Annotated in this window: 15 protein-coding genes; 6 read left to right on the forward strand and 9 right to left on the reverse strand. The window is 59.3% G+C overall.

Annotation, left to right across the window (positions count from 1 at the left end; genetic code table 11):
- The first annotated feature begins 42 nt into the window (after nt 1-42).
- A complete protein-coding gene (locus NF699_14470; protein ID USU04240.1) occupies nt 43-2079 on the forward strand; it encodes an EAL domain-containing protein in 2037 nt (678 codons plus the stop codon).
- A 352-nt stretch (nt 2080-2431) separates the two neighbouring features.
- On the opposite strand, the gene NF699_14475 is transcribed toward NF699_14470, so the two are convergent.
- The 4 genes from NF699_14475 to NF699_14490 all read right to left on the reverse strand — a co-directional run bounded on the left by NF699_14475 (nt 2432) and on the right by NF699_14490 (nt 5343).
- Nucleotides 2432-3478 carry a glycosidase gene (locus NF699_14475; GenBank protein ID USU04241.1) on the reverse strand — a complete coding sequence of 349 codons (1047 nt, stop codon included), beginning with the start codon at nt 3476-3478 and terminating at the stop codon, nt 2432-2434.
- Nucleotides 3475-4242, reverse strand: coding sequence for an SDR family oxidoreductase (locus NF699_14480; GenBank protein USU07107.1), 768 nt, complete (start codon nt 4240-4242; stop codon nt 3475-3477). Before NF699_14480 ends, NF699_14475 begins: the two co-directional genes overlap by 4 nt.
- Before the next feature lie 259 nt (nt 4243-4501).
- Entirely contained in the window at nt 4502-4891 is a 390-nt protein-coding gene (locus NF699_14485; protein USU04242.1) for a hypothetical protein, read from the reverse strand.
- Nucleotides 4892-4932: 41 nt separating this feature from the next.
- Nucleotides 4933-5343 carry a hypothetical protein gene (locus NF699_14490; GenBank protein USU04243.1) on the reverse strand — a complete coding sequence of 137 codons (411 nt, stop codon included), beginning with the start codon at nt 5341-5343 and terminating at the stop codon, nt 4933-4935.
- Nucleotides 5344-5661: 318 nt separating this feature from the next.
- On the opposite strand from NF699_14490, the gene NF699_14495 reads away from it, so the two are divergent.
- A complete protein-coding gene (locus NF699_14495) occupies nt 5662-6090 on the forward strand; it encodes a thermonuclease family protein (GenBank protein USU04244.1) in 429 nt (142 codons plus the stop codon).
- A 77-nt stretch (nt 6091-6167) separates the two neighbouring features.
- On the opposite strand, the gene NF699_14500 is transcribed toward NF699_14495, so the two are convergent.
- The 3 genes from NF699_14500 to NF699_14510 all read right to left on the reverse strand — a co-directional run bounded on the left by NF699_14500 (nt 6168) and on the right by NF699_14510 (nt 8501).
- Nucleotides 6168-6818, reverse strand: coding sequence for a porin family protein (locus NF699_14500; protein ID USU04245.1), 651 nt, complete (start codon nt 6816-6818; stop codon nt 6168-6170).
- Nucleotides 6819-7302: 484 nt separating this feature from the next.
- A complete protein-coding gene (locus NF699_14505) occupies nt 7303-7827 on the reverse strand; it encodes a MucR family transcriptional regulator (GenBank protein USU07108.1) in 525 nt (174 codons plus the stop codon).
- A 356-nt stretch (nt 7828-8183) separates the two neighbouring features.
- On the reverse strand, nt 8184-8501 hold the full coding sequence (locus NF699_14510) for an HIRAN domain-containing protein (protein USU04246.1): 318 nt from the start codon (nt 8499-8501) through the stop codon (nt 8184-8186).
- 227 nt (nt 8502-8728) lie between these two features.
- Between NF699_14510 and NF699_14515 the strand changes: the two genes are divergently transcribed.
- Nucleotides 8729-10528, forward strand: a complete 1800-nt coding sequence (locus tag NF699_14515) for an autotransporter domain-containing protein (GenBank protein USU04247.1) — start codon at nt 8729-8731, stop codon at nt 10526-10528.
- A 54-nt stretch (nt 10529-10582) separates the two neighbouring features.
- Here the strand turns inward: NF699_14515 and NF699_14520 are convergent, their stop codons facing one another.
- Complete coding sequence (locus NF699_14520; GenBank protein ID USU04248.1) at nt 10583-10777, reverse strand: hypothetical protein; 195 nt, start codon at nt 10775-10777, stop codon at nt 10583-10585.
- A 334-nt stretch (nt 10778-11111) separates the two neighbouring features.
- Between NF699_14520 and NF699_14525 the strand changes: the two genes are divergently transcribed.
- Genes NF699_14525 through NF699_14535 form a run of 3 tightly spaced genes read left to right on the forward strand, consistent with a single transcriptional unit; the run spans nt 11112 to nt 13301 of the window.
- Entirely contained in the window at nt 11112-12041 is a 930-nt protein-coding gene (locus tag NF699_14525; protein USU07109.1) for a phosphatase PAP2 family protein, read from the forward strand.
- A gap of 13 nt (nt 12042-12054) precedes the next feature.
- Entirely contained in the window at nt 12055-12522 is a 468-nt protein-coding gene (locus NF699_14530) for a sterol desaturase family protein (protein ID USU04249.1), read from the forward strand.
- Nucleotides 12519-13301 (forward strand): fatty acid desaturase, encoded by a 783-nt coding sequence (locus NF699_14535; GenBank protein USU04250.1) that lies wholly within the window; start codon nt 12519-12521, stop codon nt 13299-13301. The genes NF699_14530 and NF699_14535 overlap by 4 nt, the downstream gene beginning before the upstream one ends.
- Here the strand turns inward: NF699_14535 and NF699_14540 are convergent.
- Nucleotides 13230-14465, reverse strand: coding sequence for a glycosyltransferase (locus NF699_14540; GenBank protein ID USU04251.1), 1236 nt, complete (start codon nt 14463-14465; stop codon nt 13230-13232). The two genes, NF699_14535 and NF699_14540, sit on opposite strands and share 72 nt — an antisense overlap.
- Between the last annotated feature and the right edge of the window lie 44 nt (nt 14466-14509).

A 14509-nucleotide genomic window follows, 5' to 3' on the forward strand; every position in this document is an offset into this window, starting at 1 on the left:
ATATCGGCACGGGTGTCCATTGCCTGCACGTCCGTCATTTTGATGGCGCTGACATTGCTGGGCATCGGGCTGTCGGTCGGCAATAAAATCCATGACGCCGACGTGCGAATTGCACTTCTGAGTCAGGCGCTCCACCTGGAAGATCAGCTGGATCAGACGCAGCGCCAACTCAGACAGGATATCGGACACGTCACGCGAGACGCCGAACGCGGAAAAACGGTAGCTGATCGGCGTTGGGCGATACTGCATCGGCGGCTTGCAGAGTTCCGTCAACGTTCGGGACTGACCGCGCGCTTTCTCGCGAACAGGTCGGGAACAGGTTGGGCTCCGCTTCGTGAGACCCAGCAAGCTGCCGCCGATTTCGCCACGGCCTCGAATCACCTGATCGTGATCAGCCAGACGGAACCGTCCGACATCAAGTCAGCGATGCCACGTTTTCTTGCGACGCTGACGGCGCTGGAGGCTAGCCGCAGCGAAGCACGCCAAGGCCTAACGTTTGCCATATGGAAGGCGGCTGACACTAACCGGCGCGAAAGCCGTCGGGATATCGTCTCTGTCCTGCTCGGCGGCCTGGTGATCGTGGCTATCATATTCGGCATGGCCATCTGGCTTCGGCGCGAACTGGTGTCGCCGATCACCACTTTGGCCGCCCGACTGCGTGAGTTTAAGGTCGGGGAAAAAGGAGGCGACGTACCTGGTCTCGAAAGGGCGGACGAACTGGGCGCATTGGCGCGCGGGCTAGACGAATATCGCAACGCCGTGGAAAGCCGCCGGACCGCCGAGCGTCGCGCCGAGTTCCTCGCAAACCACGATATGCTCACGGGACTGGCGAACAGGCTGCTCTTCGAGAACCGTTTAGCACACGAACTGCTCCGCAGCGCACGGTCGGGCGATGTCGTTGCGGTTTTCGCCGTCGATCTCGACTCCTTCAAGTCCATCAATGATCGGTTAGGGCATGCGGGAGGAGACCGGGTTCTCAAGCGCACCGCGCAACTCCTGTCCTCTTCCGTTCGCGGAGAGGATCTCGTCGCGCGCATCGGGGGCGATGAATTCGCGATCATCCAGGTGGCGCAGTCTCAACCAGCGGCGGCAGAGGCGCTCATCTCGCGCATCTTCAAGAACGCTGCTGGGCAGTCCGACGAAGGCATTGCGATCCGCATGAGTGTCGGTGTGGCCCTCTCGGAAGCCGGTCAGAACGGCGACGAACTCCACGAATTGGCCGATGTGGCACTGTATCGTGCCAAGGCCGACGGAAAGAACACGGCACGCATCTTCAACAAGCACCTCAAGGAGGAGGAAAGCCGGCGGGTGCGGCTTGGCCGGGATCTGGAAAGTGCCATTGCAGAGGATGCGCTTTATCTGATGTTCCAACCAATCGCCGATACGGCATCGTTGAACATCGTCGCCTACGAGGCACTACTTCGCTGGCGACATCCTGTTCTCGGAGAGATATCACCCGAAGTCTTCATTCCAATCGCTGAGTCGACGGGGCTGATCGGCGCGATCGGTTCCTGGGTGATTGATCAGGCGTTGCGCTCGGCCTCAAGCTGGAATCCAGATGTGTCGTTGGCGATTAACCTTTCGCCGATCCAGTTCCGCTCGTCGGGCCTGGACGAAGACATGTGTCGTGCCGCCGCGCGCTGGAACGTACCCTTGAACAGGATCGAACTGGAAGTCACCGAAAGTGCGACCTTATTAGGTTTTCAACGAGAAAACGTCCTCGCCACGCTCAAGCGGCTGCAGGGGTTGGGTGCTAAAGTCGTGATGGATGACTTCGGGACCGGACACTCGTCGCTTAGTAATCTGAAAGAATTTACGTTTGACAAGATCAAGATTGATCGCAGCTTTATCGCTACTATGCACAAGCAGGGTTCGTCATCGTCGATAGTCAAGGCTACGATAGGCCTCGGTAAAAGCCTGGGACTCACCATAGTTGCGGAAGGTGTCGAGACAGAGGCGCAGTTGATCGATTTGCAGCGGTGGGGATGCGATCAAGTTCAAGGATACCTAATCGGAATACCAGAAAGATATGGGTCTGGGGAGCTCATTCATGTTATATTTAACGACATTGAACACTAATAGGGTAGGACCCGACTTCACCTCCGCTGGGACGGTATTCGGCTACCGTAGTCGGCACGTGTGTCAATCATAATTCTGGTGCGAGGGGTAACGAGGGGGTTAATTTTGGTAGGTGCGGCTTTTGCTGCAATCATGTTGCTGCGCGATGGCTCGATTTCTTGCGTTGACAGTATTTACTACGATGACCGAAGAACTTTTGCGCGTGTCCGTTTGAGTAAGAGTAAGCAGATGAACGAACGGTTGATTGCGGGCCGCGGCAAAGAAGTGTCGAATGTCTGTAAATGGATCCTTGTCGCCGCAATCATCGTACGAGGTGTCTGAACGGGACATTTTTCCAGCGCAGTGGTGACTGTCAGCTCCGCCTCAGTCGAGCGCGAGAAAGTCGTCGATCCTCGAGGGAGTAATATAGCCAGATTTCGCCATTACGGCTGGTGACGGAGGCAGCGAAAGCAATGTCGCTCGCCGTTCGGTCCCTCGCAGGAGGCGGGGTGATCAGTGGCTCAATACACCGGTCCACTACGCGGGTCAGTTCGCGGTCGAACGCAACCCAGCCGATCCGCCAACGCGCATCATGCGTTGCGCCGTTGTAGAACATCACCGGCATGTCAGGATCGTCGAGCAGCATCGGGCCTGTGGACAGGTGCCAATTGTCCCAGCCATCTTCCCGCGGCATGAACGGAGTTGGTTGCTCTTCCCATGGACCGTCCACCTTGGGTCCGATCGCTAGGCCGATGCGGCTCGCCTCGTCGGCGGCGTATTCGTAGAACAAGCTCCACCGCCCGTCCTTTTCGCGATCGACCGTCGCTTCCTTGGTGTTGCCGAGCGACTTTGTGGAGGCTAGCGCAACGCCGGTCTTCACCAGTTTGTCTACGCTCGGACCGGCCGCGTAGAACATTTCGCCATGCGCCATATCGGCTTCCACGCCGGTATAATAAACGACGTAGCTGCCGTCCTCTATCTTCACGACGGTGGGATCTTCTACACCGCCCGAATCCTTTTCACCGGCGCCGCCAGGCAGGATTGAAGGCTCGTCGAGCATCGCGAAGCGAATGCCATCATCGCTCCAACCAGCCCAGATGATGCCAGTGTCGGTCATTGGTTCGCCGGGCTGCGTCACCGCCCTTACCATGATGCCGTAGCGGCCGTCCGGCTCCAACCAGACATACGGACTCATCAGGTCGCGCGCCATCAGTGGCGCTGGACCCGTAAGGTGGATCTCCTGCAACTCTTCCACATTGAAGTCGACTGCATTCGACGAAGGATAGACCAGAACCTTGCGATCCCCGGTTATTCTGTCGGCGGGCAGGCGCGACCGCACGATCGGCACGCCGGGCGCGATCTCTGACTGGCTCGTGGCGCCCACATTCGATGAGGGGACCAACGGCTTGCCCTCGATCATGCGCCGAGTGCCTGCATCAACGACAAGCCACCGTCGATGACGATCCGCGCCCCGGTGATATAGGCCGCCTTGTCCGAGGCCAGGAACACGGCGAGATCACCTACCTCTTCGGGCCTTCCCGCGCGATCCATCGGGATGTTCTGTTCCAGCGTCCTTCGATAGGCTGGATCGCTGCTGGCGCGCTCGTTCATGGGTGTCAGGATCATGCCAGGCTCGATTGCGTTTACGCGAATGCCGTTGGGCGCCTCCTCGATCGCGAGCGTTTCGATCAAGTTGGTCAGGCCGCCCTTTGCAGCGCAATAGTCGGCGCCGCCAGCCCGCACGGCATAGGCGTGGATCGATGATATGTGGATTATCGTACCAGGGCTGTTCGCAGGCCGGTCGCGTACAAATCGACGTGAGGTAAGGAACGCGCCGGTAAGATCGGTATCCAGCATACGCTGCCACTGCGGCATCGTCATTTGTCGCACTGGCACGCCCGCCATGTTGATTCCGGCGGAGTTGACCAACACGGTGACGAGCCCAAACGCCTTCTCGGCGGCCGCGAACGCTGCCTCCACCGATGCCTCGTCGCCGACGTTGCACTGGACTGCGATCGCATCCCCGCCCGCCGCCTTCACTTTGGCTACGGTGTCGCTCCCGTCATTATGAGCATCGTGAAACAGCACCACAACTTTGTCACCGAGCGCTCCGAACGCAATCCCGCACGCCGCGCCGATCCCGCTTTCCGCACCGCTGACCAACACGCACCGACCGTTCGCCATCCGATGTACCTTTTTGTCTCTTTCGATTATATCGGCGTGAGCACCAGCGCGAGCAATGAACATCTTTGTCATGTTGCTGCTCGCAAGCGGTTTGGCAGTACAAATAGCGGCTTTAGTCCTGATTCCGACCACAATGACTGCGCGGAAAGGAACCGCGTGATCACTTAATGAACGGCCGGTTTCAGGAGGCTGTGAACGGTGGATGAGCGTCTGCTTGTGGGTCAATTAGGACTTTCGAACAGATAGCGCGAGAGGCTGTCTAATTCGCGGCGTCTTCCGGTCTTGACAGTGGCAGCGCGATCCAGTCGATCGCGTCTTTGCGCGTTTGGAAAACAAACATGTTGTCGCGGTGTTCGCAGATGCGCTTTGCCTGCTGCCGGGCGAGCACACCTTCCGTATACATCGCGACACGCCTGTGGATCATCGACGGGTGCTCGGCCAAGGCTTTCATCGCAAGGACAACCTCTTGCGTCTGGATTGTCGCTCCAGTGAAGTCGTAGAGAGTGGCGGGCGGTTTGGGACCATGAGGAAACCGTGCTATCTCGCCTCGTAGCTCGACCGTGAACGCCTGAAATTCAGCCATTGAGCAGAGGCCCTCGAGCTTTACCTCGATAAACCGGAGGGCAACGTTTGTGGTGATCGTGTGCAAGGCTGTTCTCCAGCTAATCTTTATTGTTGGCCGAATGCGTCTCAGTGCCGGTGAGCCGTTTGCTGAACGTCAAGCCACGTCAGTGCAGCGCTTTTGCAGATGAAGAAGTTTAGGATCTCGTCACGCGATAGCGCTCGTCGCATCTGCATTTTGACGAGGCTTGAGGACACCAGGATCGCGACCTTGTCTCCTGCACGATAGATCATTGCGGTTGCCTCCTGTACGCAGACCTGACCCTCCGGGCTGTGCGGCTTCAGATCAACGGCGTTGATCAGAACCCGGATTGGCCGGCCCGTTGCACGCCATTGCTTCACAACTGCGGCATTCTCGGCGAAATGATCCCGTAACGTCGGTAAGTCGAAGAAGCCTGTTACGCTGATGAGGATCACGCCGTGAAGCTGATCATCTTCGATCGCGTGTGTGGGCTTGGCTGCGACAAGAGAGTTGGACATTGCCGCGGCTTATGAAGTCACAGTTGCTGATTCGTGTATAACCCAGAACGGTTCCGTTATCTAAAGGCTAGTTTGCCGATGTTCTGAAACCGAGACTCGGGTGCGGTTCGTTGCGACCATGGCTGAGGGTATCGAGACATTCCGTTCACAACTTCAAGTTACTCGCCGTTTACCGGCTGCCGCTAATATCGCGGTGTGTCGTTCAATAAGCCTTTCCGCGCCGTTCCTATCCACATGGGGAGGCACTATCGCGCCAAGCGGCGGCGGGCGCAGTTTCGGCGAGCAGCTCTACGGGCGGCAATTCTTGGGGCCGCGGCGATGGCGGGCGGTATCGTGGGTATAATGCCCCCTTCAACCCTGTCGTTTCTCAAACCTGGCTACGACGATACGGTTAGCGGCTGCACGGTCACGGATGGTGACACGATCCGATGCAATGGCGAGCGCATACGGCTGCTAGGCATCGATACACCCGAATTGCCCGGTCACTGCCGCGAAGGTCGAGATTGCGTTGATGGCGATCCCTATGCGGCGACGCAATCGCTAGCTGACGCTCTGGTGGAGCCGATCCGCATTAATCGGGTTGGCGAGGATCATTACGGGCGTACCTTGGCGATCTTGTCCAGCGACAAGGGCGATTTGTCATGCTGGCAGCTTCAACACGGGCAAGCGGCCTACAAGTCGCAGTGGGATGACGGAAAACGGGTGCTGCGGGCGTGTCCGGGCTCGGCCCTGGCGGTATGGCTGTAATCGATCTTCTTTGCAGGCAGCAGATCGGCTAAGACGGGGCGATCAAATTGTGCTCGATCGCCCCTGACGCTTAGAGCCTAGAACCTGATCCCCATGCCATAGACAACCTGATGGCGCTTCGGCTCGATACTCGCGCGTATATCATCGGCGATAACCGATTTGTCGCCATAACCAGTGTAGACGTACTCTAGACGTCCGTAAACGCGACCGGTCAGCGTGCCTTCGATGCCGCCGCCAACGTGGAACCCGTCAAAATTGCGGCCCTCGTTCTCGTCGGCAAGAATAAGGTCATTGTCTTGATAGTCGAGGGACGCACGACCGTTGGAGTAACCACCCTTGGCGTAGAGAGCAAACTGCTCGGCTACTGGTACGCCCAGACGGATACCGGCCGTGAGATTGCGACCAGAACGTAGGCAGAGCCTGTCATTACCGTAAAGTTCGCCGCATTCCTTTGCAGAAGAGTCCTCGATGCCCGCATATCCGCCAATCAACACATTATTCAGCGCATAATCGTAGCCGATTTCTCCACCGTAGACTGCTCCACTCTTGCTCGCGTTGCGGCTAATACGATCGACGCCATCGGACAATGTTGCGCGAATGTTCGGATTGTCCCAGCCTACCCGTGCTTCAATGTGGACCCCTGTAAATAGCGGATTTACAGATTGGGCAGACGCGGACGTTGCCATCAGTGTGGCAACCGCTGCTGTTCCGATTGCAACGAACTTCATTAGAAACCTCCTAGTACCCGCCAACTCGCGGGGCGTGGCTTCTAAACACAACAATGGTTAACAACGGCCTTAATATAATAGGATCGATTCGGAAGTAAATTGATCGCCCCGACGTTAGACTTTAATGTCTAAAATGAACATATTAACCCATGTAAAGGGCTTTTGTGCAATCCGCATTTGTCCCTGTACATACCTCCTAGTGCTAGTATTGGTCGCAAAGATTTACATTAATTAATGCAGGATCCGACAATACAGATCCAAGAAGTTAAAAAGCCGCTCTGCCGCGCGGGAGATGCTTGATTAGGATAGCAAAAACATGCCGCATCTGGTCAACGCTGACGTTCTGTACAGAAATCTGGCACGCAAACCTGTATTCAGGTGGCGAGAATCTCGAGTACGGCTTTGTTATCGAGGATTGGCGGCGAAACTGGTGAGGACTAATTTTTGCCGATCCCCACCATGCTATTTAAAATGCCAGGATTATTCAGCTGTTTGAGTTACCAAGGTGCGCCTGTGCAGCAGCTTTGGCATCGCTCGCCTTACGAGGCTTTGCAGCTTTCCCGTCTACCTTGACAGCGTTTGCCTGGCCCGGCTTGCGACCAAGGCCAATTTTCTTCGCCATCGCCTGTCGTGCTGCGGAGTATGTCGGGGCGACCATGGGGTAATCCGCCTTCAAGCCGAAGCGTTCGCGGTATTCCTCCGGGGTCATTCCGTTGGTCGATAGGTGGCGGCGCAGCGTCTTATAAGGCTTGCCGTCAATCATACTGATGATGAAATCTGGCGAGGCCAGGGATTTCCGCGCCGATACAGCAGGGGTGTATTCCTTCGTGAGTTCGGCAGCCGTGGCGTTGGCATCGTTGCCAGCCGACAAATCTGTGATTGTCCGATGCATTTGCTGAAAAAATGCTGGCACATCGTCGGCATTCACTCGATTGTTCGTGTTGCCAAGCCAAGCAATGGTTAGGTCGGCGGCGAGAGCGACCGTAGCCGAGTCGGATTCGGAAGACATACTGTTACTCATCTTATGGGGATCCTATGCCCATAAACTCAAACCAGCTTTCCTTCAATAAGGATCATCATATACTACATCTTCCGAACGCATAACAGTTCATGACGATGGCGATACCCAACACCACAAAGGTCGAGTCACTGCCGTTACATCATCGACGATCACCGCCACCGCCGCAGACGCTAAATTCGCCTATTGGCCGTTTTAAACGCGTTAGAACGCCGTCGCAGTCGCGAGGCTATTCAGGTAATCTAAGGCACCGGATGGGCGTCTGGCGGCGGACGAACGGTCCTTAAGCCAATTTCGTAAACCTGCGGTGATCTGCCTGGTATGGCGAGGAGCGACCCTTGGCTACGTTACGCAGCGACAAGGGCGATTTGTCGTGTTGGCAACTTCAATGCGAGCAAGCTTCCTACCAGGCCTATAACGGCAATAGGCTGACCGTACTTGTCCGATGACGGCGGCGACGTCGGGGCGCCACCACCCAAGCCAACGTGAATGAACGCTGATCCACCAGCCGGTCTCTGGAAGATCGCCTCGTCGTCCTCACCGCGGACCATCCGCCCGCCGCTGTACGGCGCCCTCTCGGCATTGATGTAGCCGAGTTGCACACCGCGTGGGCTCATCATCGCAATGGCGTTGCTGTCGTGCTTGTTCTTCGGCTCCAGGATCAACTCGACCGGTTCGCGGGCAACGTCATCATCGCCTCGGACCGGCAGTTGCTGCCGTCCGTGTTGGGGAAGTCGATGCCTATGACGGCCAGGGTAAGTTCCTGCATATGCGACCTTTAGAGACGAATGCCGCAACGCATTAACCGCAAGCGCTTGACGGAATGTCGGCGGACGCGAAGAGTCGCAGCCGAGCAGCGGACAACGATCCGCTGCCGCAAGGGAGAGGTTCGATGAAGACGCAATACGCCGCCGCGCTATTGGCGGGTACGATGGTCGCGGCGCTGCCCGTCCACGCCCAGACGGCGAACACCGCACAGACAGCCTCGCAGAAGGGCACATCCTACGACCGGATGGTCGTGTTCGGCGACAGCCTCGCCGACGGCGGCTACTATTTGACGCTTGATCCGCGCCTTCCACGCGAAGCCGGCAGCTTTACGACCAATCCCGATCCGGTATCGCCCGAAGTGCTTGCCGCGCGCCTGGGTCTGCCGCTGGCACCCTTCTACGGGCAGGGTGGCACCAACTACGCAGTCGGCGGGGCTCGCGTAACGGCGGCCAACGCGCTGTCGATCCCGGTCACGACGCAGATCAGCAATTATCTCGCCGCGGGCGGTAAGTTCGGCCCGCGCGACCTCGTCTACATCCAGGGTGGTGGGAACGACTATTTTGCGTTCCAGGCGGCTGGCAGTAACAATAACGCCATCCTAACCACTGCCGCGACGCAACTGGCCGATCAGGTGCGACGAGTGCAGGCGGCGGGCGCGACGCGCATCGTCACCCTGGCCGTGCAGACCGGCGGTGCCGCCGGGCTTCAGCTGTTCAACCGTACCTTTGCCAGCGCGCTCGCGGCCGGAAACGTCAACGCGCTGTACTTCGACACCGATCGGCTGTTCAACGAACTCGTTTCGAGTCCTTCGACCTATGGCTATACCAATGTCATCGGCGTCGCCTGCACGGTACCATCGTCGCTATCGTGCACGCGCAGCACGCTGGTGACGCCCAATGCCAACGAAACCTACATCCTTGCTGACAGCGTCCACCCAGCCGGCATTACCCAGCGGATCCAGGGACAGGCGATCGCGAGCTTGGTGCAGGCGCCGGAACAAATTGCCGGACTAGGTTATGCCGCACAGGCGATGTTCCGGGCGCAGCGCGACCTCATGGAAGGGCCGCAACGGGGCGGTTCGCAACGGCTAGGGCGTGGGCTGTCGGTGTTCGGCAGCGCGGCCTATCATTATTATAACACCGGGACCTCGGCTCAGCACGTTGGCCTGACCGAGCGCGGCTTCACTGGGGCGGCGGGTGCGGACCTCGCGATCGGCGCGGCATCCGGCGTTGGCGTCGTCGGCGGCTATTCTAGCGGCACCGGTGATTTTGCCGCGGGCGCCGGCAGCTACAAGCCCCGCGCCTGGTCGGTCAGCGGCTATGCCCGCGGCGAGCTTGGGCCGGTGCGCCTGCTCGCCGACGGCACCTATGGCGAGATCGACTATCGCCGCATCCGGCGCTCGGTCCAACTCGGGCCGGCGCTGCGCAGTCACGAAGGCCGCACGGACGGTGACTATGTCGCCGGACGAGTTACCGCCGCCTTCGACCTGTTCACGCGTGGCGGCGTGGCGTTCGGTCCAGACGTGGCCGTTCAGTACGACCGGGTCCGGCTAGACGGCTATGTCGAGGGTGGCGGTCTATCGACTGCGGCCACTTTCGCCGACCAGCAGATCGAGAGCCTGACGGGCCGCTTTGGCGCGGTGGTGCGGTCTGTCCCTGGTCAGCCCGTCCGTATGTTCGCGCGGGCAGGCTATGAGCGCGAATTCGACGACGATCCTCGAACGTTCACGATTACGCCGACCGGCGCGCCGATCAGCTTTACCAGCGACGTCACGCGCGCTGACCGCAGCTACATGAGCTATGCGTTCGGTGTTGACGGACAGATTGCCGGCGCTCTGTCGTTGCGGGGTGGCGTATCCGGCTACGCTCTTCGCGATGATCGGGATAGCGTTACCGCTTTCGCGGGTCTGTCGGCAGCTTTCTAAACGAACCCTAGAGGCAAAGCGCGGGGCGGCGGATCAAGCTGCCGCCCCGACTGCTCAGATTGGCTTCGCGCCCGGCGTGCCGCACTTGGCGAACTTACCGTTCGCGGCCTTGCACCGCGTCGCCTTCACCGGAGCCTTGGGCGGGCATTTCGTGAACTTGCCCTTCGCATCCTTGCATGGTGCTGCGATCGACGGTGTGGCGGTCACCAGCAGACCCAAGCTGGCCGCCGCGAATACAAGTTTGCGCATCAACATCCTCCCGCCCGGTGATCGGGCTGACCGATGCTGCGTCCGCACCAACGCGCCGTCAAATGACAATCAGGTTAGGATTTTACTCCCCCTCCACTGCGGGGGGCGAGCCATGGCTGAGCTTCGATGCCGGTCTGTTCGATGAACCGGTCAGTCTAGCAGTTGGGTAAGTCGCCTAGTCCGAACAGTCGGTTTCGGCGCAAGACAGCTTCTGCATTCGTCTTGATCCCGAGCAACGTTGGGCACTTGGTGAAGAATACCGCGTTTGTCGACGATGTCGAAGGCTAGAATCCGAAGCAATGGTGATGCCGCTACGTGGTGGTTGGTTGCTGTGATGGCAATGGTCTGCACGCTGACGGTCCTTGGGTTGGGCTTCAGGATCGCGATGCCACAGAGCCTCATTCCGTTAGTCGGCTTGACCTGCCTCTTATCGGTGATGCTGGTCGGGAAGGTGCGGAACCGGCCTTCGCTATACGAAGGTGCGGCGGCCTTCCTGCAGATGACGCTATTTACGCTGATCGGCGTCGTTCTGTCTTATGGCCTGGCGGCCCGTGCCGGACCGCTGTGGGACAGGCAATTCATTGTCTTGGACCGGGCAATGGGTTTCGATTGGCCGTTCCTCTTTGCCGCAGCGGATCGCCTCCCGGTCGCGCTTTGGATCGGCGGACTGGCGTACCATAGCCTCACACTACAGATGGTCGCCTGCATCCTGGTGTTGAGCGCGACCAGCCAGGTGGACAGGTTGCGCACTGCGGTGACCGCCGCGATTGCGAGCGGCTTCGTTACAATACTGATCTCCGGTCTGATGCCGGCACTCGGCAACGTTTTCGACCCCGGGCTTTACATCCACCTTTGGCCATCCGTCGCCTGGAGGGAGCAAGGCATGCTCGTCGGACTTCGCGACGGAAGCTGGCGCACAATCGATCTCACGCAGATGATGGGCATCGTCACCTTCCCCAGCTACCACGCTACCCTGCCCATCATCCTGACTTGGGCGGTCGGCAAGACCTCTTGGTGCCGCATCATCGCCCCGATCTGGGCAACCGTCACGATTTTCGCCACGCCACTATTCGGCGGTCACTACGCTGTCGATGTGCTTGCAGGTGCAGCTCTGGCCGTACTGGCGCTGTGGATTGCACCGACGTTTTCTTCCGTTGCGGCGTCCTTGAATGGATTCAGTGTTTCAGCGACCGGCTCTTTAGCTGTCATCGTTCGTTCTGTCCGGAGATGGCCTGCCGCTCGAACTGCGATGCGGGAGGAATAATCCGGAGCCGATAATGCAATGGTCTGAGAAGCTCGCTCTGGTTGTAGGCATGGTTGTGTTCATGGAATGCTTCGCGTGGGCGACGCACAAATACGTGATGCATGGATGGGGGTGGGGTTGGCATCGCTCTCACCATGAAACTCGATCTGGCGTGTTCGAGAAGAACGACCTGTACGCTCTGAGTTTCGCCGCCATTGTCATCGGCATGTTCGTCGCCGGCCTGCGGTGGGAGCCGCTTTGGTGGTGCGCGCTCGGTATCACAATCTACGGTGGCATCTATGCATTCGTGCACGACATCATGGTGCACCAGCGTTTCGGCATGCGGTGGGTGCCACGACGCGGCTATTCAAAGCGGCTGCTGCAGGCGCATCGCCTCCATCACGCGGTAAAGGGGAAGGACGGGGGCGTCAGCTTCGGTTTCTTGTTCGCACCGGATCCCGCGAAGCTGAAGCGCCGACTGGCGGAGCGCGTAGAACAATGATTCGCCGTCGCGACGGCTCTGTCCTCAGCCTATTGCTTGCGCTTCTCATCGGGGCGGCGTGGACGACGATCCACGTCGTCGGCATCTTCGTTTGGGAATGGAGTGCCGCATCTGCGGTTGCGGCGGTGGTGCTGGTCCTGTTGCAGGCGTGGCTGAGCACCGGCCTTTTCATCATCGCGCACGACTGCATGCACGGTTCATTCGCTCCCGGGCGTCCAACGATGAACACTGTGGTCGGCACGATCTGTCTGGGCGCGTACGCCGGCCTGTCTTACGGAGTGCTCTACCCCAAACATCACGCCCATCACGCGGCGCCCGGAACGGACGCTGATCCCGACTTCAACCCTACCGGACCGTGCAATGCATGGTCTTGGTTCATACGATTTTTCACCGGCTATTACACTCACGCACAGATCGCGCGCATCACAGTCGCAGCGATCATCTACATGCTGCTCGGTGCCTCGCTTGTGAACATCATTGTATTCTGGGCCATCCCTGCGCTCGTCGCGCTAGCTCAGCTTTTCCTGTTCGGGACCTATCTGCCCCATCGGCATGAGGCGACGCCGTTCGCCGATGCGCACAACGCTCGGGGAAACGGCTATTCGCCACTTGGCGCCCTCGCTACCTGCTTCAACTTCGGAACGTACCACCACGAACATCATCTCAGCCCAATGACCCCGTGGTGGGGGCTGCCGCACGTGCAGCGGTCATCTGAACGCTTCGTCGATCCGGGCGGCGGCGCTCGCGGCCCCGCCGGCGGCCTTCATTTCAACGGATAAACTAGCCGCCACACGGCGATAGCTTGGATCCGACATGACGCGCGTCAACTTTGCGGCCAGGCTGCGAACCGTGACGAAGCCGGGTGACGCGACCTCGCCGGCACCCAGCCATTTCAGGCGCGCGGCCGTGCCGGGCTGTTCGAATGCGATCGGAAGGGCCACGATCGGCACGCCGGCCGCTAGCGCATCGAGCGTGGTGTTGAAGCCGCCGTGGAGTACCGCCGCGGAGCAGCGCCGCAGCACGCTCTCCTGCGGCCAGAAAGCGCGGATCAGCGGATCGCCGGGCAAGGCTGCAGCCTGCGCCGAACTTAATCCTCCGCCATGCCCGATCACGGCCCTCGCGCCGATAGTCGCGCATGCCGCCGACATCGTGGCGAACAGCCTGCGTCGAGAGCCTTGTAGCGTCCCGAGCGAACAGAAAATCAACGGCCGATCGTCCTCTTGAAGATCAATGTCCGCCAACGACTGGACACGCCAGGGACTGCCGTAATGAAAGTTTGATGGCAGGTGCTTGCGGGCGTAGTCCAGCGCCTGTGGGCATTGCGCGACATAGACGCGGGCTTCGGTCCGGTCATGCGAAAGCCCCGGATCCCTTTGGTAGCTTTCCAGAATATCGGTGACTGGGCGCATCAGCCGCTCCGCAACCCAGTAGCCGCCACGGTTGCGGAACCGCCCAGTAGCGTTGGCCCTATATTTCCAGCCTAGATACGGTGGCGGCACATCAGGTTCGCCGAGCAGCGGAAGACCGGTGACGCTGACTGCGAACGGCAGACCCAGAGATTGAGCAAGAAGCTCGCCAGCCGGCTCTGCGGAGTCCGCGATCAGTGCGTCCGCCCCAATCCTATCCACCGCGCCCGGAGCATGCTTCAGAAGCCGCTCGCTCATTCTCGCTGTTGCCTGGATCATGCGCGTAAGACCGACGGGACCTGTGGGAGCGGCGAGAACCGCATTATATCCAGCTAAGGATTGCCCTGCATCGATCGTCACCGACAATGGCTCGAAGCCCATCTGCGTTCGAGTGATAAGTGGAGCTACGTCCGTCTGGTGCACAAAAGTGACGCGATGCCCAAGGCTGATCAATTCGGTTCCGAGCGCCTGCAACGGATTGACGTGACCTGGGGTCGGGGGTGCGATGATCGCGAAATGACGGCTGTGTGTGCTCAAGCAGGGTCCGATCGGCAGGAAGGCAGCTGCATCAGGCTATTAGA

The organism is Sphingomonadaceae bacterium OTU29LAMAA1, from assembly GCA_024072375.1.
Lineage (GTDB): Bacteria > Pseudomonadota > Alphaproteobacteria > Sphingomonadales > Sphingomonadaceae > Sphingomonas.